This window comes from Zavarzinella formosa DSM 19928 (assembly GCF_000255705.1).
Lineage (GTDB): Bacteria > Planctomycetota > Planctomycetia > Gemmatales > Gemmataceae > Zavarzinella > Zavarzinella formosa.
In genome coordinates this window covers 682,737-706,532 of sequence record NZ_JH636440.1, presented here as the reverse complement: position 1 = coordinate 706,532, position 23,796 = coordinate 682,737, and the positions used below count along the sequence as shown (strand labels likewise).

Sequence of the window (23,796 nt, the reverse complement as noted above, 5' to 3'; positions counted from 1 at the left end):
GCGTGACATCCTCACGTTTTAAAACTGAAAACTTCCTCACTTCGCTTCCTTCTGAAGTTTCGCGTAGGTTTCCTTGTCCAAAATAATGCTGATCGTGTCTCCTCCCTGCAAAACCTCCAGTTTCATCTTGCCATCGGACAGGATCGGCAAGTCGATCTTGCCAACGACCGGGGGCCGGACCGGCGGCGGGGCGTTGGCCCAAAGCAAGGTGCTACCGCACAGGACGACGCCCGAGGCCACCAGCAACACCACGCCCCGCAGAGTGGAGGCATCAGGCCGTCGCAAGAGCCAGACGCCGCCGCAACCGAGGCCCATCGTGAGGGCCACCCCGGCGATCATCAGGTGATTCGGGTTCTTGATGGGTTCGGCGGCATACTCGACATCGGCTTCGATTTGGCTTACGGGCGTATCGGTGTCGATGTCAGCCTTGGGAGGCGCCGAGCCAGGAGCCGGGGAAGTCGGCAATGGAGAGGTCGGCGGCGGGACGTTTCCAGCGTTCGGCGGCAGACCGGGCCGCACGGGCCGGAACCGCACGGTCGTGAGGTTCTGCGGGACCAAGATGCGGGATTCCTTCGCCTTCTCGTCCAGATAAATCTTGACGGGAATGCTCTTCGGTTCGGGAACCGGCGGGGGAATATCAGCCCGCGAGACCTTGGGGGAAATACTCAGGCCCGCCAGCAGCAAACCGGCCGCAATGATTGTTCGCATGGCATCCAATCTCCGGGAGAAGTGACTGCGGGACATGGTAACACAATGACCGGCCGAGGAAAGGAAAAACGCCCGTACACTGTAACAAAGATGCCCATCTCAATGCCGGGAACTCGCGGTCATGCGACAGGAAAAAGACCTTGCCGGAAAATGGATTCTCGAACGACATGCCGATGTCGTGTTGAAACTCATCAACATGCCGCCCGTGGAATCGTGGCGGGCAATGCCGACAGATCGTGTTGTCCCACGACGAATTCCGGATGCGCTGTTTGAGGTGAAGTTCCGCGACCGGCCCCTTCCGACGCCGCTGGTCTTTGAAGTGGAAAACACCCCCTCGGCCGACGCCGACCGGCAAATGCTCGAAGCCATCATGTTGGTGCGGCTGGATGCCGGCGTGATCCCGGATGCCGTGCTGGTATTGCTGCAACCGCGAGGCAACGCGGACGTGGCCGGAGAGGCGAAACTTGCCTCGGCCGGGGACACCGTCGAAGGTTCGTTGAAATGGCGGGTCATCAAACTGTGGGAGCAAGACGCGGAAGCGGCCTTCGCTTTGGGGGATGCCGGACTGGTTCCGTGGATCACCCTGATGCACACGACCCAGCCCGCCGATGTGTTTTTGAGTCGCTGCCGGGAGATGATCGACCAACAGGCTCCGCCCGCCGAACGGGAGGAGTTGCGGATCGTCACCGGCATCTTCGCGGCCATCCGTTATAATAACCCGGTCCTCTTGGACCTTCTGACGGGAGAACCCAACGTGTTTGAATCACCCCTTTTGGAACGCGGCCGAAAAATGGTCGCCGATGCGGCGACCATCGTGGCGAAGAGAGAGTCTTTGATCAGTGTCTTGACGGCTCGATTTGGCAATTTGCCGGTTGATCTCGTCAAAAGGCTTGAGCAAGTCGCCAACAAAGACCAGTTGAACGATCTCATCAAGATATCTGCCTCCTGCCCTGATCTTGAGTCTTTCATCGCACAGTTGTGACCGGCCGATTTTTCCCCGGTTCGGGCAACCGTACCTTGGGTTGGTTCGATCACTATAATGATGAAGGTGAAGCGAAGAGAACTTTCGGGCCCAGAGGCTGGCATGCATTTTCAATACGTCGTCGCACCGCCAAGCATGGCCTTTCCGGCGCCGCCGCCGCTGCCGGCGGCCGACCATTCGGCCGAATTGCTTCGGGAATTGATCGATGTTTCGCGGGAACAACTGGCGTATCTGCGGGCGGCCCACGAATCCGCCAACAATAATGCCCGGTGGCAGGCGTTCCTCGGCCGCTGGGCGGAGGAGTTCCCGGAGGTCGGCGGTTTCTGTCAGAAATCCATGCCGCTGGTGGAGCGGGCGTTTCTCCGATTGTTGGATGAAATCACCCGGCGGCTGACGGATGAAGATTCCGGCGGCATTGATGATGAATTTTCGCTCTCTGAATTTTTGGACCGTTACGGGATGCGGCTCGGCCAGCTTGGCACGCTGCTGAACACGCTCGGCCCCATTGCGGATGCCTCCCGCCAGATGGGTGACGGAACCCCGTGATTGCCTTCCTTTATCTCTCGCTGGTTGACGCATGGAAATAGCCACGGCGGATCTGGCCCCGATCCGGGAACTGTACGGCCGCGGGTTCTACGTCCAGGCCCTCAGACTTGCGGAGCGGTTCGGCCCCCTCACCGAATGGTCCAATACCCCCGCCCGGTTGCTCGGCGGTCGGCTGGCCATCCAGCTTGGCTCGGCCCGGCTCGGCCGGTTCATGCACCTGCGTGCCTATCGAGATACCCCGGCCCACCCGGAGGCCATCTACTACCACGCCCGTTACCGGCTGGAGAAGTTTGGCCCGCACGCCGCCTGGCGGTTTCTGCGAAGCCACCCCGACCAAGACTGGAACGACGCCGCCCCCGAAATCCGGGCCGACTGGTACGGCCTGCACGCCTTCGTCTGCGGACGGATGCGGGACATCGACCGGGCCGAACGCTGGCTGGCCAAGGCCGAAAGCCTTTCCCACGACCGGGCATGGTTATGCGTCGAAAAAGCAGCCGTCCATGAGTTTGCCGACCGGCTGGAGGAGGCCCTCGCCTCCGCGAACCGGTCCATCGAATTGGTGCCGCACTTCCGACCGGGGGTGCAGGCGAAGGCTCACATCCTGCAAATCCTTGGCCGGGAACGCGAGGCCCTCGATTGCCTGATCGCCGGGTGCGACCACCTCGAAAGCGGTATCATCGCCGCCCATCTCGCGGCGGTGCAGATGGACCTGCGGATGTACTCGGACGCCCGCAAGACCTACGAGCGGTATGCCGAACTCTCCCCGTTGATGGACAAGGAAACCACGAAATGGCTGGAGGCCCGCCGGGCTGACACCGCCTATTACGTCGGCGATTTTACGGCGGCAAAGGAACATTCCCGCAAGGCGTTGGATGAGTTTTACACCGCCTTCGCGGACAAGCTCGAACAAACGCCCGAGCCGATTCCGACGGTGCGGATCGAGATGCCGCCGAAGAAGGAGCTCAAATCCATCTTCGAGTGGATGGCCGGGTGGTGGAAGATCACCACGCCCCCCTATGTGGCCGACACGCAACCGGGGGATGGTTTGCCGGAGGCCCGCGAACGCCAGTGGGCCGAGCAAAACGGCTTTGCGGTCGCGGAATTCACCTACACCCAAGAGGCTTGCGAGAAGATTCTGGCCCGCGGCTGGCCGTGCGTGGTCACCATGGTGGACGCCGGGTACGGCCATTCCCAGGTCGTCTGCGGCGGGGACTTTCAGCGAAAGACCCTATGGCTCGCGGACCTTTCCGAACCCCGTGTGAACGAAGCGCCGCTGAAGGTGATCCTCGAACGTTACGGCACTTACGGCCCGCGTGGCTTTCTGATGGTCCCGAAGGACCGGGCCGTCGAACTCGAAGCCCTCGCCTTGCCGGACACCGCCCGGTATGACCGGTTGCACAAAGTGCAGTCGGCCATTGTGAGACACGACCGGGCACTGGCCCAGTCCGTCTACGAAACGATGCGGGCCGACGAACCGTTACATCGGCTGACGCGAACCGCCCGCTTCGCCATCGCCCGATACGACGCGAACCCGACGTTGTTGCTCCACGCCATTGATTCCCTGTTGGCGCTTGCCCCAGAAGACAACACCGCCCTGCTTGCGAAACTCAACGTCCTGCGGGAACTCAACCGCCGCGACGAGCGAAACGAACTGGCCCGCCGACAATCGCTGCGCAAGGAAGCAGACCCGTTGTTTGCGCATCACCACGCACAAAACCTGCTGCAAGACCCCGACCGGCTCGAAGAAGCCCGGCGGGTGATCCGCAACGCCATCCGGCAGCGGCCGTATGCCCCCGGCGGGTATTACATCCTCGGCAGCGTCCTCTGGGAAATGCGATTGTTCCAAGAGGCGACCGATGCCTATCGGTTCGCCGCCGCGCTGGAGGACCGGGACGAGCAATTCGCCGAGGCGTACTTCCGGGCGGCCCGCGCCCTTGAACAAACCCCCGAGGCGATGCGGTTTCTGAAAACCCGCTTTGAACGACTCAAGGGCAAGGCCGCCGGTCCCGCCCGCGCGATGTTCTACGTCCTGAGCGATCAGGAAGAGATGGATGCCGCGTTTGACTTGCTGGAGGTCGCCGCCAAGGATACTCCCGGCAGCGTCCCGAGCGAGCGGGCTGATGTGATGCTCTTTGCCGCCGAGATGCGGACCAATTACGACGAGCCGGAACCGGGCCAACAACTGTTGGAACAGGCGAAACCGCTGGCGAACAAATCCAGTTGGGCACGGGCCTCCGCGCGTATCTCGCTCGTGCGGGCCGACCTGCGCGAAGCCCGGAAGAACTGGGAAACCCTCCTGGCCGAAGAACCCCTCTCGGCGGACCTGCACCGGAACATCTCGCGGGCCGTCGCCGATCTGGAGGGACGGTCCGCCGCCATCAAGTGGGTGCGTGCCCTGTGCGACCGTTTCTCGCACCATTACCCGCTCTGGCAATTGCTCATCGACTGGCTCCGCTCGGAACAGGTTCCCGATGGCCAGCGCCCTCCGGCCGAACCGGTCTTGAGACATCTTCTCGAACTCTGCCCGGATGATGCGTCCGCGCACCGCGAACTGGCGATGCACCTGGCCAACCACGGCCACGCGGACGAGGCCCTCGCCGAGTTGAAGACCGCCAAGGCGCTGGAACCGGATCACCCCTCGTATTTCTTCACATTAGGCCATGCCTATCGTCGGGCCGACAAGCCGGAGCAGGCCCGCGAAGCCTACGAAGAGGCCATTCGCCGGTCGGCCGACAACGAGGGGGCCATCTCCGAGTTGATGAACCTCGCCAAGTCGGAGGAAGACAAGAAGGAAGCCATCGACTTCCTCGCGGACGAATTCCGCCGACAACGTCTCATCGGGGACGGCCTACTGGTGTTCCGCGAACAGGCGATGTCAGCCCACGACGCCATCGAACCGGATGATCTGCTTCGCATCTTGCAGGACATCTCGGACGAGCACCCGGATATTTGGCAGGCATCGTCCATGCTCATCCAGCAATTGACGGTTTGCGGCCGGATCGAGGAAGCCCGCGAACTGGCGAAGGACGCCGTCGAGCGTTACCCGCTGCTTGCCCGCCTGTGGGTCGATCTCGCGGAGGTGGCCCACGCCCAAGAGGAGCGGGACGCCCAGATTGACGCCCTGCGGCATGCCGTGGAAATGTCCCCCGGCTGGAGTTATCCCGCCCGCGAACTGGCGGACGCGCTGGAGGCCAACGACCAGCCCGAGGAAGCCCGTGTGGTGCTGGAGCAGGCGGTCGCCCGCGCGCCGCTCGACCCGGTGAACCACGGCTATCTCGCCGACAATTTGTGGAATGCCGAGGAACCCGCCGAGGCGCTGCGCCGGCTCGGCATCGCCCTGCGAATCGACCCCGGTTACGACTGGGCCTGGCGGCATCTCGCCGTCTGGAGCGAACGGCAGGACGAGGGGGACAAAGCCGCCGAAGTCGCCCGCGACGTCTGCCGGCTTCGCCCCGGTGATCCGCGAGGCTGGCTCGCCCTTGCCCGGTTGTTGCAAGGACCGGCCAACAATGAAGAAGTTCTTTCCGCTTTGGACAAGGCCATCGAATCGCACCCGCGGGGATTGGAAGCCTACGATTTGAAGGCCGAACGACTGGCCGAGATGGGCCGGTTCGACGAGGCCAAGGCCGCCGCCACGCCGGAGGTGTTTGAACTCGACCCACCGCTGATTCTCCAAGGCCGGGCCGCATGGGTGGAGGCCAAACGCGGCAATCACCCGCTCGCCTGCCGAGAAATGCAAGCCCTCGTCACCATCGAGCCGACTTACTATTGGGGCTGGCAACAACTGGCCGAGTGGTACAACGAGACGGGCCGCAAGGAAGAGTTTCTGGACGCCGCCGACAAACTGGTGGAACTGCGGCCGGACAATCCGATGGCCCTCGCCATGCGTGGCGAGGCCAAGCTGCAAAACGACGACCGCGAGGGGGCGAAGGCCGATCTCAAGGAAGCCCAACAGAACGAGCCGGGCTACTTCTACGCCGGGATGCTCCTGTTCGACGCCCACTTGCATGATGCCGAATATCCGCAAGCCCGCGCGGCGCTGGCCGTGCTGGAGGAACACGTTTCCGATGGCGGCCGGGCGCACTTGTTGAGCCGGTACATTCAACTGGCCACGCGAACAAAGGACGAAGAGGCCGCCGCCGACGCCTTCCGCGAACTGCTCACGCTTCCCTCGGACACGCCGTGGCTCATCGGCTCGGCGGCCAACGAATTGCGGCAGGTCGGCTGGGGCGAAATGGCCGACGAGATCCTTCGGGAAACCCTGGAGGAATCGGACGACTACCACCCGTGGGTATTGATGACCTGGCTGGACACCGAGGACAGCCACGATGCCGACCCCGAGGACAAACTGCGGATCGTCAACCGGGTGATCGAGACGCACCCGCGTTATCCGCTGGCTTATGACGTGAAGGCCGAAATCCTCACCCGGATGGGGCGATACGACGAGGCCGTGCAGACCTGCCACCCGAAGGCATGGGGGGACAGTCCGCCGCAAATCCTCCGGGGCCGGCTCGCGTGGATCACTGCCCAGCGGGGCGACCGGACCGCCGCCATCGCCGCCATGCGGGCCTTGTTGAAAGCCGATCCGGAGTATTCTTGGGGCTGGCGGCAACTGGCCGAGTGGCACGATCAAGAGGAATCACCGGCCGAATTTCTGGAGGCCGCCGAGAACCTCGTGCGCCTCAGCCCGACCGACCCGTCGGCCTATGTGGCCCGTGGCGACGCCCGCGAAGCCTCCGACGACCGCCGGGGCGCCAAGTCCGATTATCAGGAAGCCCTGCGGATGGACCCCGCCTACGGTCTCGCCGGGTTGCACCTGTTTGAACTGGAACTTGGGGACAACGAACTCGACGCCGCCCAGCGCACGCTGGCCGTGCTGGAGGAACACGCGGGGGGGCCGCAAGTGGCCCTCGCCGCCCTCCGGTTGCACGCCCGGCGTTCGGATGCCGAGGCTGCCCGGTTGTCGCTGATTCAAGTGTTGGAAATGGAGGACGTGCCGTACTTCATGATCGCGCGGGGAGTGGAAACCCTCGTCAACGCCGGGATGGCTGATGTCGCCGACCGGGCACTGGATCAATTGCTGGCAGCCGAGGAACCCGGCCCGACGACGATCCGCCTGTGGGTCGAACGCTCCGTGGTTCGCGGCGACTGGGCCTTTTTGGATCGCCTGCCCGCGTTCATCAAAACCGGGGAAGACGGCCGCGAAGCCCTCTACGCCACGGTGGACGCCCTCGGCGAACTGCCCCATCGCCTTCGGCTTCATGAGGTGATTCAAAAATTCGGGGACGAACTTCGTTCCTCGAATCGCGGCTGGGCCAAGGTGACTGCCGCCCTGATGAGCGTGAACGATTACCAAACGGCCGTGACATGGGGCGCCGACTGGAAAACCCGCAACGTGGACGAACCGTGGATGCTGCACCCGCTGGTGGTCTGCCACCGGCAACTCGGCCAATACTCCGAGGCAAGGCTCATCTGCGAAGCCGCCCTGAAAATCCCCGACGAGGACGCCACCAGTGGCGACTTCGCCGCCTGGCTTTCCTTCGAGGAAGCCCTGCTCGGCAACACCGAGAAGGCGCGGGCACTCTTCCAAGCCGCCGACTTTGACACTCTCGACGGTCTCCCCCGTATCTTGTACACGCTGGCCGAGGGCTTGCTTCTCGTCCGCGAAGGGGGCCGTGCCTCCTTTGAACAAGCAAAACAACGGGCCAAAGAAGCCATCGATGAATTCAAGGCCGAAGCCCCGGAAGCGGACCTGAAGGCCAGCTACCAGCGTTGGGTCGTCAAACTGGCCAAAGACGCCGGCGGCATTGGCCCGTGGCTGTGGGCAAAGTTCAGCGGCAAGAAACTGCCGTGAGAGACAAACTCATCAAAATTGCAAAAAATCGGGTCAAAAATGATGGTTTTCAGACTGAAAACCATCATTGAGCGGGGGGACATTTGCTTTTTAAGTTTTCACCCACCTGCATCGGGCATTTTAGCACTCATTCCGCTATCACACCAAGACCGGATCGTAAAGAATATTTGAAGGCTGAAACATGCATTTCGCTCATTTTGTCAAAATGTGGAGCGAAAAATTCAGCTTTGTCGTCAAAAATGAATTGTTTTTGTATTGCCTATCTTGCCCACATTTGCTCTAATACGCATGCCGTCTAACTCGTAAGTCGGCAAACCAATCATTCCACATGCTGGAAAGAGTCTCTCATGTCTCTGCAATACCCCTGTTTCTGGCTATCTGCGCTCATTAGCCTCGGATGTGTTTCATCATCCCATGCCTTTTTCTGGCATAAGCAGCCCGTGGCATGCGCTCCGGCAGTTTCCACCACCTCTTGCGAACCCCTTGCGGTTTCCGTACCGGCTCAGAGTTTGCAGGCGATTCAGCAACCCCTGCCGGCCGCTGGATTCACGATGGCGCCTCCGATCCAGCAACCGACCGCTGGATTTACGGTGGCGCCTCCGATCCAGCAACCGGCCCAGGTCGGGTTTGGGAGCCTGATGGGTGTTCCGCAAATAGCGGGTCTGCCGTTTGGCTATCCTGGCATGCCGACTGCTGGTTTCACAATTGCGCCGCACACGACCGGCTTTCAATTGTCACAGCCGGCATCGCCATCCACGGGCGTCACGATCATTCTGGTTTGCCCGCCATACTCGGGATTTCCGTTCGGCCAAGCTTTTCCACAATCTGCCGGATTCGCGCTTGTGCCGTCAAAAAATTCCGAAAAAATGACAGCCGGCTCTCCCTCCCAAGAAGATCTCACGATACCGAAAAAAGCCGGGGACACCAATGAACAACTTCTCAAAACGCTCATTGAACTCTCCAAACAGAATCAAAAGATAATCGAAAAGCTCGAAGAACTGTCCAAGCGTCCTCCCGCCATCAAGAATTGAATTTCAATTTGCCGCAAAATTGAAATTCAATCATGTGATTATTCAGCAGTTATTTTGATCATGTCAACAAAGCAAGAGTTGATGCTGCCCGAGGAGGCTGCGCGCTAATCTGTTCGTCACACCATTTACGCAAGGAGATTTGTTCATGGCCAAGTTTGACAACCAAAACCCTCAAAATCCGAAACCGAAACAGAGGCTTCAACCAAAACCGAAGGCAAAGCCAAAGAAGATAGAGCTGGCCGGCTTTTCCGGCACCGTCCGTCAGGATATTTTCGGATGCACCCCCGACCTTCCCGACCCTCGGGATGCGGGTTTTGCCAATACGATAACGGATTTGCCGGACCATATGCAATTAGACTCGCCGATGGAAGTCCGAAACCAAGGGAGCTTGCAGGCATGCACCTCCTTTGCGGTGGCGGCGGCCGTCCGGTTTGCGCAGATCAAGCAGGGATTAGAGGATTTTGAGCCAAGCCCGCTGTATGTCTTCTTTAACACACGTTCCATTGAGGGGCATCAAAGCCTGAATGTTGCCGTCGCGCCCCGTGATGCCATCAAGGCCGTGGCGAGCGATGGCTCCTGTAAGGAGGAGGACTTCCCCTATGATGAAAGCAAATTCAGCGTTCCACCGCCCCAGAATTGCTTTTTGTTTGGCCGCGATAACAAAGTGGTCACATATCTGAGAGTGCCGCCAGACTTAACCAGTCTGAAAAGTTGCATCGCACAAGGATTTCCATTTATTCTTGCGTTTACGGCGTTCAGCGGTTTTAGAAACATTGGCAGTGACGGCATGATTCCACCAGCGTCCGGAGCTCCGATCGGCGGCCATTGCATGTTAGTGCTTGGCTATGACGACGCCGACCAAATTTTCATGTGCCAAAACTCATTTGGAGAGGATTTCGGAAACCAAGGGTTTGTGTTCATGTCATATGCCTATTTGCTGCAAAACCAGTTCGATATCTGGACGATTACGCAAGTTCAGGAAGCGTAGGCAACAATTGAAAATTGCGCCCGCATACCTACGGCAGACGGCCGACAGGTCCGTGCGTTCGGCTGACTTTTTTTAAATTTCGGCCGACAATCGCCTTGTGAATGTCGGCGGTTTGGGTAATCTTGTTTTAAGAATGAATAACCAATCGTTTTAGTTAGAGAGGGTCATGCCATGCATCAGCATTGGATTCGCTTTTGTCTTTCAGCTTTGATTGGCCTCGGAGTTTATTCGACGTCCCAAGCCGGCTGGATTCACTGTCATAAATATTATGCCCAGCAACAGTCGGCTGGCTTTACGCTGGTCCCGCAGCAGTCGGCTGGCTTTACGCTGGTCCCGCAGCAGTCGGCTGGTTTTGCGAATGATCAAGGTGATGGAACCGCTGGAACTCCCGGAAATTTCACAGTAAAAAAGAAGGATCCCAACACTTCAACATCTACACCATCCGGATCGAACGATGAAATCAAAGCTCTCTTGGTAGAGATGAACAAAACTTTGAAATCAATCGACTCCAAGACACCAAAACCCAAGGCTGAACCGAAGGTGGATCCGAACAAAGCGCTCATTGATGCCATGAGCCAGTTGGGGGGTAAAATTGACACACTTAATGACGCATTGAAACGACCGATTCCGCTTGCTGTTCCCCCCGGCAGCATTATTCCCCCTGGTCAGCCTGTGCCCATGCCCATGCCAACCGCGCCGAAATAACATCCGCTTGTGACGATTCTTCCGGCCGAAGGCCGGATATCGATCATTCCTTTGCCGATCTTGCTCATCCTATGGGGCCTGCCGGGTCGAATCGACTCAGCAGGCCCTTTGCATTCGTGGTGCTTGGCATCAAGGGCATTCCATGCAGGATCGAAAGGAATCGATTCATGTTGACTCGTATTGGCCGAATGGTCATCGTTGGCGGTTCAATTCTCGGCATGTGCCCCATCGGAGGGGTCCATGCCCAAACCGTCAGACCACCGGAGCAAAAAATCGTTCCGGCTAACCACTTGCATCGACAACCGACAACCCAAGGGGAAGATTGTCCCCCGCCGGTCTCGATTCCCGCCCCCAACCCCGCCGAATGTGAACTACCGTGCCCGGCCGAGTGCGCGCCCGGCAAATCCTGTGTTTTGCCGAATCGCCCTCTGCGGCCCAAGATCATTATCGAACAGCAACAACCAGAAGTTGTTTTCCAGAGTGTGCCAGCGATCAATGTTCGCGCCCCTTACACGGGTTGCACCAAGCCGGAATGTCTGAACCGGGCCGGATTGCCCGCCCCCTCCCCCACGGCTGGCCTTCCCAATCAACCGGCTGGAACTCCTCAGTTTTTGGCCGGCGCGCCCGCGTCGGCTCCTGCCATGACCATTGCGGCCGTTCCCGTCATGGGCTACCAGATGCAAATGGTGCCGACGATGGGTTACCAATATCAGATGGTGCCTGTCCAACAGCAATCGGCAGGTTTGGCGTTGCAAGTTTCCCCGGTTCAGGCTCAAACGGCCGGTTTCGCGCTGCAAGCTCCTCCGGTGCAGCCTCAAATGGCCGGTTTCGCATTGCAGAATCCTCCCCAAACACAGACGGCAGGTTTTGGCATCGGCATCGGCACCGAAATTGGCCTCACGCTCTTGGAACAGCTTCTTCGCAGCCAATTGGCCAGTCGTGTGGAACAGACCGTCTTGCGAAAAATTGACGCCTCCCAAGTTTGCCCCGATGATGCGTTTCGCGAGCTGACCAAACAACTGAAGTCGGTCAACGACCGGCTGAGTCGTGATTCTTCTTCAAAGCCGGACAATTCTTCCAGCAAGGCAAATGCGGAATTGGACACCTTGCGCAACGAAACAGTCCAAGCCCTTAAAGATGCCAATACCGCGCTGAATGCGATGAAAGCCAAGCTTGAGCAAGCGGAGCAGGTGATTGAGGCGCTCAAAAAGACGCCGAAGAATTAAGGCACGCGGGGGCCAACGCCACAATTTTTTAGCAAAATCTTTCAAGCTCGCTTTTCCAACAGACAAGGCCGCCTGATTCAGGCGGCCTTGTCTGCTTTCATTTTCAAACTTTGATCAATCTTGGACAAATCAAGACACTTTGGATCAATTGTGCCGTTTGCGCCGCCGATACCGAACGTGAGGATTCTTTGTGATCTTGCGGGCTGACTCGACAAATAGCGCCCCAAAAGGATTATCATGCGTGCCACATTGTTGTTTTTGATGTTGCTTTCATCCGGGTGCAAGCATTGCTTCTCCGGCGAAGACTGCAACGGAGCCCCGGAAATCATTCGGGTGAAGGCGCCCCGCCAAAAAATCATTGTGGAAACACCGGAGGATTGCCCCGGCGAGGAGTGTGAAACGCCGCCCACGGCCGGCCTTCCGGCCCCGAAACCGGCTCCTCGGGCCGGACTTCCCGCGCCGACCCAACCAATGCCGACGGTGATTCAGGCCCAGCCATCAATGATGGCCGGAGCCCCGATGGTCATGGCTTCGCCGGGAGTGGCGGGATTTTCAGCCCCGCAAAGTGTTGCCGTGGCCAACACTGAACAGACCATTCGCGCTCCCCGCACCCGGTGGGCGTTGGGCCTGACAACAATCAACATTCCCTTTCCCACGCTCAAATTATTCGACGTGCCTGTCCCCGGCGAAGTGACAACAACGACAACAATCCCAACGCCCCCTCCCCAGCAAATTCAATTGCAACAGCAAAATGTATTGCCTGTGCAACAGTTTGCGGGAATGCCGATGGTTCAACAGGTGGCTGGCTTTCAGATGATTCCCCAGCAGCAGCAATTTGTGGGAATGCCAATGATCCAGCAACAACCACAGTTCGCCGGAATGCCAATGGTTCAGCCGCAGTTCGCCGGAATGCCGATGATCCAACAACAACCGCAGTTCGCCGGAATGCCAATGATCCAGCAACAACCGCAACAACCCATGGTGGCTGGCATTCCTCCCCAGCCCCAACCAATGAAAGCCGGACTGCCTGCGGCCGCCGATTGCCCTCCGGTCAGCAAGGAGACGCTTGACAATCTGGAGAAAGAAATCAAGCGTGCCCGCGAATTAATCGGGAAGTAGTGATTAGTCTTGTTAAGGAAGGATGACCGGGGCGATTTTCCAAACAATGCACGGTCATCTTCGTTTCAAATGTGTTCTTCAAAGAGATCGTATTCTCATCCACGTCTTGATTTTTCTGTTTGCCATCCTAATTTTCAAATTGCTGTTTTGCCAGACATCGCAAAGACGACCATTTCGTTTTTAAAGCAGCTGACCTGTACTCGACTGCCCTGTGGGGCTGACACTTGCACACCTAAACCTAGCTGGCGTAATGACCAGCATACGCATTGAGAGACTCGCATGTTCAATTCCGTGATGCTGGAGACAGGGATCGGGCTGATCTTTGTCTTCCTGCTGCTCAGTCTGGTCTGCACGGCCGCGAAGGAGGTACTGGAGAGTTGGTTGCGCATGCGCGCCCGCTCGCTGGAACTCGGCCTCCAAGAAATGCTCACCGATTACGCCAACGACAAGTGGAAGCAAAGCAAGGGAATCGCCGCCGCGCCGAACACGGAAGGGGCTCCCGCACTACCGGCGCAACAGAATCTGGTGGAGAAGTTGTACAACCATCCGCTCATTTGCTGTCTCTTTCGCGGCAAATACGACCCGGCCAACCTTAAGCAACTCCCGGCTTATATTCCGGCCAAGAGTTTTGCCCTGGCGCTGCTGGACGTGATCAAACCTGCAAAGCAGGCTTTGGGCCAGCCGGCGGAAAGGTCCGGGGCCTCGGGGGCAACGCCGCCGGCTTCCCCGCCGGTCGCCGTAACTCCGCCCGTGGTCATGCCGCTTATCATGACACAGGCCGCCGACGGCCAGCCCGCGACCATCTCCGCAGTCCCGGTGGTTCCCGCCCCGCCCGCGGCAGCCACCCCCGATCCCTTAAAGGATTTCCGGGACACCGTGGGAACGATTGAGAATGAGCAAGTCAAGAAGGCCCTCTTGGCGATGATCGATGCCGCCAACGGGGACATTAACCAGCTTCGGCAGAACCTGGAGGCATGGTTTAACAGTTCGATGGACCGCGTGTCCGGGTGGTACAAGCGGCACACGCAGTATTGGTTGCTGGGAATCGCCGCCGTTGTCACGGTGGCGCTGAACGTGGACACGATCGCCATTGCCCGCGCGCTGCAAAACGACAAATTGCGTCAAGAAGTGGTGGCGGCGGCGGAGAAAAAGATCCAAGAGGCGCCGCCAAGCAAGAATGGCGATTCCAAAACGCCGTCCGATGCCTGGCAGGACTTGAAGCAAACGAATGCCGCCCTGTCGGCGACCGGCCTGCCGATGGGGTGGGACTTCGACGACTTCCGGTCATTCCCGACGTGCGATAATCTGCCGGCCGGATATCCCAAGAAGAGCACGGGATATGTCATCTCCGCATGGGTGATGAAAATCTTTGGCCTGTTGATGACCATACTGGCCGTCTCGCTCGGGGCGCCGTTCTGGTTCGACATCTTGAACCGATTCATGATTCTCCGCAGCACAGTGAAGCCGCAGGAGAAGAGCCAGGACGAATCGTCCAAAGATCCGGTCAACAAGAAATAAACCGGGACCGCCGGGAGCATCTCCCGGCGGTTGATGTGTCACTTCTTCCCGCTGACCAGTTCAAACGGCTCCGGCTTGTTGTCGCCTGTTTTCAGTTCGATGTCGAGCGGCGTTTTATCCTGAAGACCATAAATCGGCGGCACCAGATTCAACATTGGCGTCCCCATGCCGCCGTCGGCCTTGGCGGGCACTGACTTGGTGACCAGCACCATGAACTTGCCGGGGCGAAGCCGGTTGTTGTTGTTGGCATCCGGCTGGATGGTGAAGGCGCCGTTGGCATCCGTCTTGGCCTGCGCGGTCCCGAGGTCCGGGTTGTTTCCCTTCGGGACGAACCGGACCTCGGCATCCGCCAGGGGGACGCCGTCCAGTTTGATCGTCCCGTGGACGACGGCCTTGTCCCCGCCTTTGTTGTCGCCGCAACCGGCAAAAACACACGTCAGGGCGATCAGGGCGAATGATCGCACAGAGGCAATTTGAAACACGTCTTGAATCCTCAAGTAGATGGAGAGGGCTTTGGGGCAGGGGCTTAAGCAGCTAGCCGGGGTTGGCTGTTACATTTCCCCCTTGCCAAGGGGGAGAGGAAACCCGGTCGTCGCCAAAACAATCAGTCTTGGAAAAAAAGCCGGTTTTGCTCTCTCCCTTGGCAAGGGGGGAGCTGGAGGGGGTCTCTTCACCAGAGACCGAAACCGATATTTACAAGTTAACAATCATCCCCGGCAAAGGCTTAGAAATTGCCTTGGGAATTGCCGTCGCGGGGGTCGCAGGCGTTGGCCCAGACGGTCGGTGAAACACTCCCGGAAACGCCCCGGACAGACCCGTCGCCCATGCCCACGGAGATCACGCTGGTGTGCGGAGAGTTGCCGCCGCCGCTCGCGTTTGAGGCGTTGGCCACCAACGGCTTGATCTGGAACATCGGGCAGGGGGCGTAACCGGTGCCGCCGGCGTAGGGGGCGCTGCAAATCTGCGCCATCCAGCGGTTTTCAGAGTTGAACCACAGGCTGGAAAGCGGGCCGCCGCCGGTGTTGCCGCTGCCATACCAAGCATAGCGTTCGCCGAACATCACGGTTTGGGACATGCCATCTTGGAAGGTCGCGGGAATGCGGCCCGCCCCTTCCTGACTGTTGGCAGCCGGGTTCCCGAAGACCAAGTAGTTCCAGGCATAATTGGAGATGGCAAAGGTGCCGTCCGGCCCGGCGGGGTTACCGAGGCCGCTGCCGCCGCCGGAGGCGTCGGAGGGACAGCGGAACATGGTGATTTTCGTGCCTTGATAGGCGGTGGGGGTGGAGACGTTGCCGCCCTGGGCCACCACAAGGGCGTACACCGGATTTTGCTCGATGTACGGGAAAAGTTGGAAAAAGCCCGGCGTCTGGTTCTTGAACGGCCCGTCCGTGGAGACCACGGAGTTCCAACCCGACCCGCTGGCGGCTCCGGCCCCGGCGGGAGGCATCACCCCGCAGGTGTCATGACAGTTGTGGACGGCCAGTCCGAGTTGCTTGAGATTGTTGGTGCATTTCATGCGATTCGCCGCTTCGCGAATCTTTTGCACGGCCGGCAACAGCAGCCCGATGAGAATGGCGATGATCGCAATCACCACCAAGAGTTCAATCAACGTGAAACCTGACCGACATTTTTTCAAAGATGAAAACATCTGTTCTCCTGGAAGAGATGAGAGAATAGAAATTTGATTGTCAGAGATCATCGGAAGCCAAGCAAGACAAATTTCACACAAAAGTCATGCTTCAATCACGGGCCGGAATGAGATGGAATGATCCGGCGAAAGCAGTGAATCAGCCCTTCGATCGCCTGCCTCCGCAAATCATTGCGCACATTGGTGGTCATCGATGATTTGCGGAAGCATTCCCGAACCCCTGGCAAAGTTCATGACAATTTTCTTGACACTGATTCAGGACGAAGGGTATAAGAAAACGCATTCGCAAAGGTTTATATATCCGATTGTCACATATCGATATCATCAATCACGGGCCGGCTAAACAACAGTCCTGGTTGTGTGGCTGCCAGCAAGCACATTGTCGATGCTCGCTTGACGGACGAACGTCTCATTTTTCATTCTTGTCGCATCATTTCCGGCGGCCCGGATGGCATGACGGACATGTGCTTTTTAATTTTTTTTCCAAGGGAGAGTCAGAATGGCATCGGGTGATTTTGGGAAACGGCGTCGTGGGTTTACCCTGATTGAGCTTCTGGTGGTGATTGCGATTATCGCCATCCTCATCGGCTTGCTGTTGCCGGCCGTTCAGAAGATTCGCGAAGCGGCCAATCGCATGAAATGCACCAACAACCTGAAACAGATCGGGCTGGCTTTTCACAATTACCACGACACGGAATCAGCCCTGCCCTACGGCCAGTTTGGCCAGTTTGCGCAGAACAGCGGCTTCACCGTGCCGCCGGCCGTCAGCGCCACTTCGTGCTACTCCTGGCCCATTGGCATCCTGGCCTATGTCGAGCAGCAAAGCGCCCTGACGTCAATTAACACGTGGTGCGCGGCGAACACGGGAACACCGACATATAATGCCGCCAATCCCATCAAAGACATCAAATTCAAGGGTTACATTTGCCCGACCGATCCCAAGGGCGGCAGCCTCTCCGGGATCGGCGAGGGTTTTCAGGGGAATTATGCGGGTTGCAACGGAAGCACGGTGTTCTGGGACGGCAGCGCGACCTATCCCAAGACGGGCGGCAAAGCCGACACCGGGATCGTTTTGACGGGAGCGCAATGCCGGTTTTCCGATGTCACCGATGGCCTGAGCAACACGCTGATGTTGAGCGAACTTCTGGTGTGGGATCAGGGGGATGATCGCCGTGGCCGGATGCACAACTCTTATCAGGGCGAAACCTTTTTCAGCACGTTGAATATTCCGAACAACACCGTCGCGGACGCGCAGTTCAGTTGTGGAAGCGGTTTGCCGACGTATCTTCCTTGCTCGGCCATCGGGGGGGGCGCCAACTCGATCAATTCGGCGAGAAGCAAGCACACGGGCGGCGTCAACTGCGGCATGGGCGACGGATCGGTCAAGTTTATTCAAAACACCGTGACCCCGGCCGTCTGGCTCGGCCTTGGAACACGATCCGGAGGCGAATCCGTCACCGCTCCGTGAGATGGATCAAGATCATTTGCAAACCAAGCCGGTGCTGACGTTGAGACAACCCCGGCTTGAAGATTGACTTGTCGGCGACGGTTTCCGGGCACTCACGCGGCCCGGCTCGCCGGATTGAATTTGCCTTACACCTCGCTCATCGTCTTTTCCAGTTCATCCACCAATCGCCCGAAACGCTCAAAAGCCTGGTTGACCGGCTCGGGTTGTTCCATGTCCACGCCGGCATCTCGCAACAAGTCGAGGGGGTCTTTGGAGCAGCCCCCCTTGAGGAAGCCGAGATACGCATCGAGTTCGGCCTTGCCGCCGTTGGCGACTCGTTCCGCAAGGGCGATGGCGGCCGAGAGGCCGGTGGCGTACTTGTACACGTAAAACGCCCGGTAGAAGTGCGGGATGCGCAAACCTTCCAAAGAGAGTTGCTCGTCCAGTGTGAAGTCGGGGCCGAAGTAGGCGTCCAGCAGTTTTTGATACTCTTCGCGGAACGATTCGAGCGTCAGCGGTTCGTTTTTCTCGGCCAGTTCATGGGTGATCTTTTCGTATTCCGCGAACATCGTCTGCCGGACGATGGTGCGGCGCAGGTCGTCGATTTCCCGGTTCAGGTAATAGGCCCGCGTGCGGTTGTCCGTCACGTGTTTCATCAGGTATCGGCCGAGAAATTGCTCGTTGAACGTGCTGGCGACCTCGGCGACGAAGATCGTGTAATTCGCGTATTGCGGCGGTTGCGTCTTTTTGGAAAACTGCGAGTGCATCGAGTGCCCGGCTTCGTGGGCCAGCGTGAACACATGATCCGGCACGTCGGCCCGGTAGTTCATCAGGATGTATGGCTCGCTGTCGTAGCAACCGCTGGAGAACGCCCCGCTGTGTTTGCCTTTGTTCTCGTAGCGGTCGCACCAGCGGCCGCGCAATCCCTTGACCAGCGCGTCAACATAAGTTGAGCCGAGCGGCTTCAACGATTCAATCACCACATCGACGGCCGAATCCCACGGCTGATGGCCGGACACATCCGGAATGATCGGGGCGTAGGTGTCGTAAAAGTGAATGTCCGGCAGATTCATCAACTTTCGGCGAAGCTGATAGTAACGATGCACCACTGGCAAATTGGCCCGGACGGCGGCGATGAGATTGTCGTACACGCTCACCGGCACATTGTCGGGGAACAGGGCCGCTTCGCGGGCGCTCGGATAATTCCGCACGCGGGCGTGGTAAACGTCCTGCTTGACGGATCCGGCGAGGGTGGCCGCGAAGGTGTTCGCGTGGTCCTCGTATTCCCGGTAATACTGCGTGAACGCTTTGCGGCGAATTTCGCGGTCGGGGTTTTCCAAGCAGGCCGCGTAGGAGCCGTGGCTGAGTTCGAGGAGTTTCCCTTCGGCCAGTTCGATGGTGCCGAACTTCAGGTCGGCGTTGAGCAATTGGTCGAAGACATTGTGGGCCGTCTGCGTCACCTCGGCCTGCATGGCGAGGAGGCGTTCCTCGGCCTGCGTCAGCGTGTGCTTTTGATAACGCATCACCCGTTCAAGGGTGAGCTTGTACGCCGCCATCTCCGGTGCGTTCACATAGGCGTTGAGCTTCTCCGTCGGCAGGGACAGCAACTCCGGCCGAATATAGCTCGCCAGTTCCCCGGCCCGGCTGGCCACTCCAATGTAGCGGGCCTTCAACCCCTGATAAGCGGAGTTGGCCACGTCCTCGGTCGTCTTCAAAAACGCATAGGTTCCGATGCGATCCGCCAACCGGTCCATCTCGGTGTCGAAGGCCAGGCACTCCGCGAGGACGGCCGGGCCGTTGCCGAGTTTCCCGGCGAACTTCGAGTAACCCCCGATCTTCGATTCGTAATCGGCAAACGTGGTTTCCCAAGCGACATCGCTGGCGAACAGGCTGGAGAGATCCCAAGTGTCCTCGGGACGGACTTCGGAACGGGTCGGCACACGGTCGGCGGCGGGTTCGGCCACGGGGGACACTCCTTTGAGACGTTGCTGCAATGGGGATGTTTTACGAAGGGAGGGGATGGAAAAAGCAAGTGTGTTTTGTTTCGGAGCGAGGCAGAGTGGAGTATCAACGAGCCGAGCAGCGTAAGCTGCCGGGTATTGCGCTTCATGCGGGAAGAAACGTACACTCAAAAGTGTTGCGCATCTCCGGAATTGGCCGAAGCGTTTTTCCGCTCACATGTTTTACCCGGCAGCTTACGCTGCTCGGCTCGTTAACGCTCCGAAACAAGCCTGTATTACGAAAAGGGGCTTCAACCCGCTTGCTCCCCCTCTCCGTTTTGGACATGAGGCTTGGGGGTGAGGTTGTCTTCGCGGGCGTGCGGCTCCGCTTGAAACACACCAATGATCCTGCCCGAGGGGTCTTTCACTTCCGTCCAATCGGTGGCGGTCAATTCGGCCAGTAACTCGGGATCGGTGATTGTGACAGAGATTGCCATCGGATGATTCCGCAAGAATTGGTTTGTGTTCGTGTCAAAATGCGAGATTAGCTCATGGCCTCCAGATGAAGAAGGACGTCGGCGGGTGATTCGCCTTCCAGCCTGTTCCTGAGCAACTCGGCGACTTCGTCAGCCGTGAACGACACCACGAATCGTTGCTGATTTCGGCCCCGGAGTCGCAAAAATCGGCCGATGATCCGGCCGCATGAATCTTTGAAATTCACGATTTGTTCGCTCTCCAATTGGGCCAGCAATTCCGGGTCCGTGATTGTGACGGCCATTGGAGTTCTCCCTGATGAGTGGATTTTCAGTTTACCCCAAGGTCCGATTCCACACAACCACACGCTTCGTATCGTGAACCTCACGCTGGTTGCCTCAACACCATGAAACACGAGACCACACTCATGAAGATTGACACCGAATTTGCCGTGAACACGCTAATGCGTTTCCTTGCCGTCGAGGGCGTCACCGGGCAGGAGAAGAACATCGGCAAGGAGATTGTCGCGGCCCTCAAGGAGCTGGGCGTCGCCCCCAAGAACATCAAGTTCGACGATGCCAACACTCGTATTCCACTGCCGACGCAAACGGGCAACCTCATCGTCTATCTGCCGGGAACCATCGCCGGGCCGCGGCTATTGTTCATGACGCACATGGACACCGTGCCGTTGTGCGCCAAGGCCGTCCCGGTCAAGAAGGGGAACAAGATCGTGCCGCAAGGGGTGACGGCCCTCGGCGGAGACAACCGCACCGGGTGCGCGGCGTTGGTGAATCTGGTTTCCACCTTATTGAAGAACAACATCCCGCACCCGCCGATCACGCTGTTGTTCACCGTGCGGGAAGAGTCCGGGTTGTTCGGGGCGAGGCATGTCGATCCCGCGATTCTGCAATCCCCGGCGAAGGCGTTTAACTTTGACGGCCGTTCGGTGTCTGATTTGAACATCGGGGCCGTCGGGGCCGACCGATGGGAAGTGGACATCCACGGCAAGGCTTCCCATGCGGGCGTTCACCCGGATCGCGGCATCTCGGCGACCTTGATCTTTGCGCTGGCGTTGGCCGAAGTGCATGCCGGGGGTTGGTTCGGCTTGGTGAAGAAAGACGGCAAGGAAGGGACCAGCAACATCGGCTCGGTTGGCGATGCCGACGGCAAATCGGCCGGGGAGGCGACCAACGTCGTGACGGATTTCGTCCACATCAAGGGGGAGTCCCGCAGCCACGACACGAAGTTCTTCCGCGAGATCACGGCCGCTTACAAGCAGGCGTTTCTGAATGCCGTCGCCAAAGTGACGGATCACGAGGGGAAGACCGGGAAGGTGAAATTCACCGCCCGCACGGATTACTTCCCGTTCCGGCTGAAGGAAGACAGCGCCGTGGTTCAACATGCCGTCGAGGCGGTGAAGAAGATCGGCCGCGAGCCGGTTTGCCGCGTGACCAACGGCGGGCTGGACGCGAACTGGATGTTCAAGCACGGCATCCCGACGGTGACCCTCGGGGCCGGGCAGAATGACATTCACACCGTCAAGGAATGGGTGGATGTGCCGGAGTTTCTCGAAGGCTGCCGGCTGGCGGTTGCCCTCGCCGGGGCGTGACCGTTTATGGATTGGCAGTCATCTTTGCCCGCACTTGCGCAAGCATCCGTTGATAGCCGATGTCCGAAGGCCATTGCTCTGTCAGCACGCGGGCATGGTGTTCGGCCTCGGCCAGCCGACCGTTCATTTCCAGAGCCACGACCAGATTGTGCCTCGCCAGATAATTGGCCGGGTCGCATTCGATCAGCGGAGTCAGCAAGGCGATGGCCTCAGTCCCCCGGCCTTCGGTGATGTAGGCGTGCGAAAGGCTGATTTTCGCCCGCATGTTGTCCGGGCGTTGCTCAAGGGCGCTTTGCCAAAGAGTGACGCCGGAGCGGTAATCCTCGTTTCGCCGCAGGGTGAGGGCGATCAGGCTACCGGCGATCACGAATAACACCAATATCTTTATTCGCGGCCGATTCCTCAGAAGCCAATCACCGGCCCACACGACGCCAACAGCGACGCTGGCAAGCGACAGATACAGCCGATGCTCGAACACCGGGTCCACGATGGGCAGGAAGCTCGATGTGGGAATGAGGATCAGGAAGAACCAAGCGGCAACAAACCCGGCGGCGGGGCGTTTCCACAGAAGAACCACCGTGATGACCAGCAACCCGATGATGATCGCCAGTTCCGGCATGGCCTCGCCGACCGTGCGACACCACGGCCAGCCATCGTAATCAATGGACTGCCCGACGGGCCAGACACTTAACCGCAGGTAATGCAGGATCACGCCGCATTGCGTGAGGGCATATTGCCTCGGCGTCACCGCCTCCATGCCGAAGCCGATTCCCTTGTCCACAGCCAAGGCCCGCATGAAGTGCCACGAGACAAAACTTCCCCAGATGACGAGAAACAGCGAGTAATAGCCCCGGCGCCGCCGGATCATCTCCCGCACGGATGTCGCCAGAAACACGCGGTCGAACAACATCACGGCGCCGGGGGCGGTCATCAAGATTTCCTTGGAACAAAAGCCCAGGAAGAGACTGACGAGCGAAACCGCCAGCCACGCCCGGCGATGATGCCAGGAGGTTTCGGCCCGCAACAACCCGTACAGAATCAGCAAGTAAAACAGCCCGGCCATCGATTCGCCGCGTTGGATGATGTACGTCACCGATTGCGTCTGGATCGGGTGAGCCATCCATAGCAAGGCGACGGCAAAGCCGAAGCAAACGGCCGACTGGCGGTACCGGCCATGAAATCGCGGAAGCCGAAGGGTTCGCCAGACGAGTCCAAAAAGCGTGAGCGCCGACCCCAGATGGATGGCGACATTCAACACATGATGCGGCGCCGGGTTATACGCCCCGATGTGTTGGATCACCCAATTGGAAAGCATCAACAGCGGACGGGTGGGGTACGAGGCGACATATTCCCGCACATCGCCGAAATGCGGGCTTTCGAGAATCCAGCCCACGTCATCAAACACAAACGCCTTGGAATAACAATTGGCGTAAGCGATTAACCCCAAGGCGATCAACAGGACGATGGCGGACGCGCGGTTCATGAGGGAAAGAATACGCCTCGCGGGGCAAGAGCGAGATGAAACCACCCGTTTCGGGAACCAATGGCATACACCCAAAAACACGCCGCGAAAACGATCATTTTCAAAACATTTTTGAGCTGAAAAAAGCAAAAAACCGGTCAAAAATGTGTTCAAATCGGCTTCCAGAACGCCCTCTGGGACCACTTTTTTCTCGTTTTCAGCTCAAAACCGGTCATTTTCCGGCCAAAAACTGAACACCACCCATGCGAATTCCTCGGCGATTACACCCACCTGCCCAAATGATTTTGGCATAATCCGGCGCCACTTTGGGAATCCGCGACTTTTTGGCCCGGTTTCAAAAGAGTGAAAAAACCCGCTCATTTTCACAGCGACGATCCCCATTGTGAAACGGTGACATGGGGGCGAAAAAGGCATTAACCACAAAGACGCAAAGATCACACAAAGTTTCACAAAGAACAAAACAGAAACAGCAAGCAAAGTGAAAACAAAAAACCACCGATCCAAATCAAGACAACATC

19 protein-coding genes are annotated in these 23,796 nt (G+C 58.6%); 11 read left to right on the top strand and 8 right to left on the bottom strand.

Annotated elements, in window-relative coordinates; all coding sequences use genetic code 11:
• Positions 1 to 36 precede the first annotated feature (36 nt).
• Positions 37 to 708, bottom strand: coding sequence for a hypothetical protein (locus tag BGIM_RS0113920; protein WP_020470376.1), 672 nt, complete (start codon positions 706 to 708; stop codon positions 37 to 39).
• A gap of 121 nt (positions 709 to 829) precedes the next feature.
• On the opposite strand from BGIM_RS0113920, the gene BGIM_RS0113915 reads away from it, so the two are divergent.
• The 9 genes from BGIM_RS0113915 (at position 830) to BGIM_RS0113860 (ending at position 14,677) form a co-directional block, all read left to right on the top strand.
• On the top strand, positions 830 to 1,690 hold the full coding sequence (locus tag BGIM_RS0113915; protein ID WP_020470375.1) for an RpnC/YadD family protein: 861 nt from the start codon (positions 830 to 832) through the stop codon (positions 1,688 to 1,690).
• Positions 1,691 to 1,792: 102 nt separating this feature from the next.
• Positions 1,793 to 2,236 (top strand): hypothetical protein, encoded by a 444-nt coding sequence (locus BGIM_RS0113910; protein WP_020470374.1) that lies wholly within the window; start codon positions 1,793 to 1,795, stop codon positions 2,234 to 2,236.
• Positions 2,237 to 2,267: 31 nt separating this feature from the next.
• A complete protein-coding gene (locus BGIM_RS62145) occupies positions 2,268 to 8,090 on the top strand; it encodes a tetratricopeptide repeat protein (protein WP_020470373.1) in 5,823 nt (1,940 codons plus the stop codon).
• Positions 8,091 to 8,437: 347 nt separating this feature from the next.
• Positions 8,438 to 9,121, top strand: coding sequence for a hypothetical protein (locus BGIM_RS0113895; protein WP_157368975.1), 684 nt, complete (start codon positions 8,438 to 8,440; stop codon positions 9,119 to 9,121).
• A 145-nt stretch (positions 9,122 to 9,266) separates the two neighbouring features.
• Positions 9,267 to 10,109 (top strand): C1 family peptidase, encoded by an 843-nt coding sequence (locus BGIM_RS0113890; protein ID WP_020470370.1) that lies wholly within the window; start codon positions 9,267 to 9,269, stop codon positions 10,107 to 10,109.
• Positions 10,110 to 10,280: 171 nt separating this feature from the next.
• On the top strand, positions 10,281 to 10,814 hold the full coding sequence (locus tag BGIM_RS62855; protein ID WP_157368973.1) for a hypothetical protein: 534 nt from the start codon (positions 10,281 to 10,283) through the stop codon (positions 10,812 to 10,814).
• An 818-nt stretch (positions 10,815 to 11,632) separates the two neighbouring features.
• Positions 11,633 to 12,040 carry a hypothetical protein gene (locus BGIM_RS62850; protein ID WP_157368971.1) on the top strand — a complete coding sequence of 136 codons (408 nt, stop codon included), beginning with the start codon at positions 11,633 to 11,635 and terminating at the stop codon, positions 12,038 to 12,040.
• A 237-nt stretch (positions 12,041 to 12,277) separates the two neighbouring features.
• A complete protein-coding gene (locus tag BGIM_RS0113870) occupies positions 12,278 to 13,159 on the top strand; it encodes a hypothetical protein (RefSeq protein ID WP_020470366.1) in 882 nt (293 codons plus the stop codon).
• Between the two features lie 279 nt (positions 13,160 to 13,438).
• Positions 13,439 to 14,677 carry a hypothetical protein gene (locus BGIM_RS0113860; RefSeq protein WP_020470364.1) on the top strand — a complete coding sequence of 413 codons (1,239 nt, stop codon included), beginning with the start codon at positions 13,439 to 13,441 and terminating at the stop codon, positions 14,675 to 14,677.
• Between the two features lie 38 nt (positions 14,678 to 14,715).
• Here the strand turns inward: BGIM_RS0113860 and BGIM_RS0113855 are convergent, their stop codons facing one another.
• A complete protein-coding gene (locus tag BGIM_RS0113855) occupies positions 14,716 to 15,159 on the bottom strand; it encodes a hypothetical protein (RefSeq protein ID WP_020470363.1) in 444 nt (147 codons plus the stop codon).
• A gap of 242 nt (positions 15,160 to 15,401) precedes the next feature.
• Complete coding sequence (locus tag BGIM_RS0113850) at positions 15,402 to 16,325, bottom strand: DUF1559 family PulG-like putative transporter (RefSeq protein WP_020470362.1); 924 nt, start codon at positions 16,323 to 16,325, stop codon at positions 15,402 to 15,404.
• A gap of 499 nt (positions 16,326 to 16,824) precedes the next feature.
• Here BGIM_RS0113850 and BGIM_RS0113835 point away from each other — a divergent pair, with 499 nt between their 5' ends.
• A complete protein-coding gene (locus BGIM_RS0113835) occupies positions 16,825 to 17,793 on the top strand; it encodes a DUF1559 domain-containing protein (RefSeq protein ID WP_020470360.1) in 969 nt (322 codons plus the stop codon).
• Between the two features lie 125 nt (positions 17,794 to 17,918).
• On the opposite strand, the gene pepF is transcribed toward BGIM_RS0113835, so the two are convergent.
• The 3 genes from pepF to BGIM_RS0113820 all read right to left on the bottom strand — a co-directional run bounded on the left by pepF (position 17,919) and on the right by BGIM_RS0113820 (position 20,490).
• Positions 17,919 to 19,736, bottom strand: a complete 1,818-nt coding sequence (gene pepF, locus BGIM_RS0113830; protein WP_020470359.1) for an oligoendopeptidase F — start codon at positions 19,734 to 19,736, stop codon at positions 17,919 to 17,921.
• 287 nt (positions 19,737 to 20,023) lie between these two features.
• On the bottom strand, positions 20,024 to 20,209 hold the full coding sequence (locus tag BGIM_RS0113825; protein ID WP_020470358.1) for a hypothetical protein: 186 nt from the start codon (positions 20,207 to 20,209) through the stop codon (positions 20,024 to 20,026).
• 47 nt (positions 20,210 to 20,256) lie between these two features.
• Positions 20,257 to 20,490, bottom strand: a complete 234-nt coding sequence (locus BGIM_RS0113820) for a hypothetical protein (RefSeq protein WP_020470357.1) — start codon at positions 20,488 to 20,490, stop codon at positions 20,257 to 20,259.
• Between the two features lie 123 nt (positions 20,491 to 20,613).
• On the opposite strand from BGIM_RS0113820, the gene BGIM_RS0113815 reads away from it, so the two are divergent.
• A complete protein-coding gene (locus tag BGIM_RS0113815) occupies positions 20,614 to 21,795 on the top strand; it encodes a M20/M25/M40 family metallo-hydrolase (protein ID WP_020470356.1) in 1,182 nt (393 codons plus the stop codon).
• 4 nt (positions 21,796 to 21,799) lie between these two features.
• On the opposite strand, the gene BGIM_RS0113810 is transcribed toward BGIM_RS0113815, so the two are convergent.
• Positions 21,800 to 23,278, bottom strand: a complete 1,479-nt coding sequence (locus BGIM_RS0113810; protein WP_157368969.1) for a tetratricopeptide repeat protein — start codon at positions 23,276 to 23,278, stop codon at positions 21,800 to 21,802.
• A 201-nt stretch (positions 23,279 to 23,479) separates the two neighbouring features.
• Positions 23,480 to 23,796 (bottom strand): hypothetical protein (locus tag BGIM_RS67110; RefSeq protein WP_040888861.1); only part of this gene is annotated, 317 nt, incomplete at its 5' end.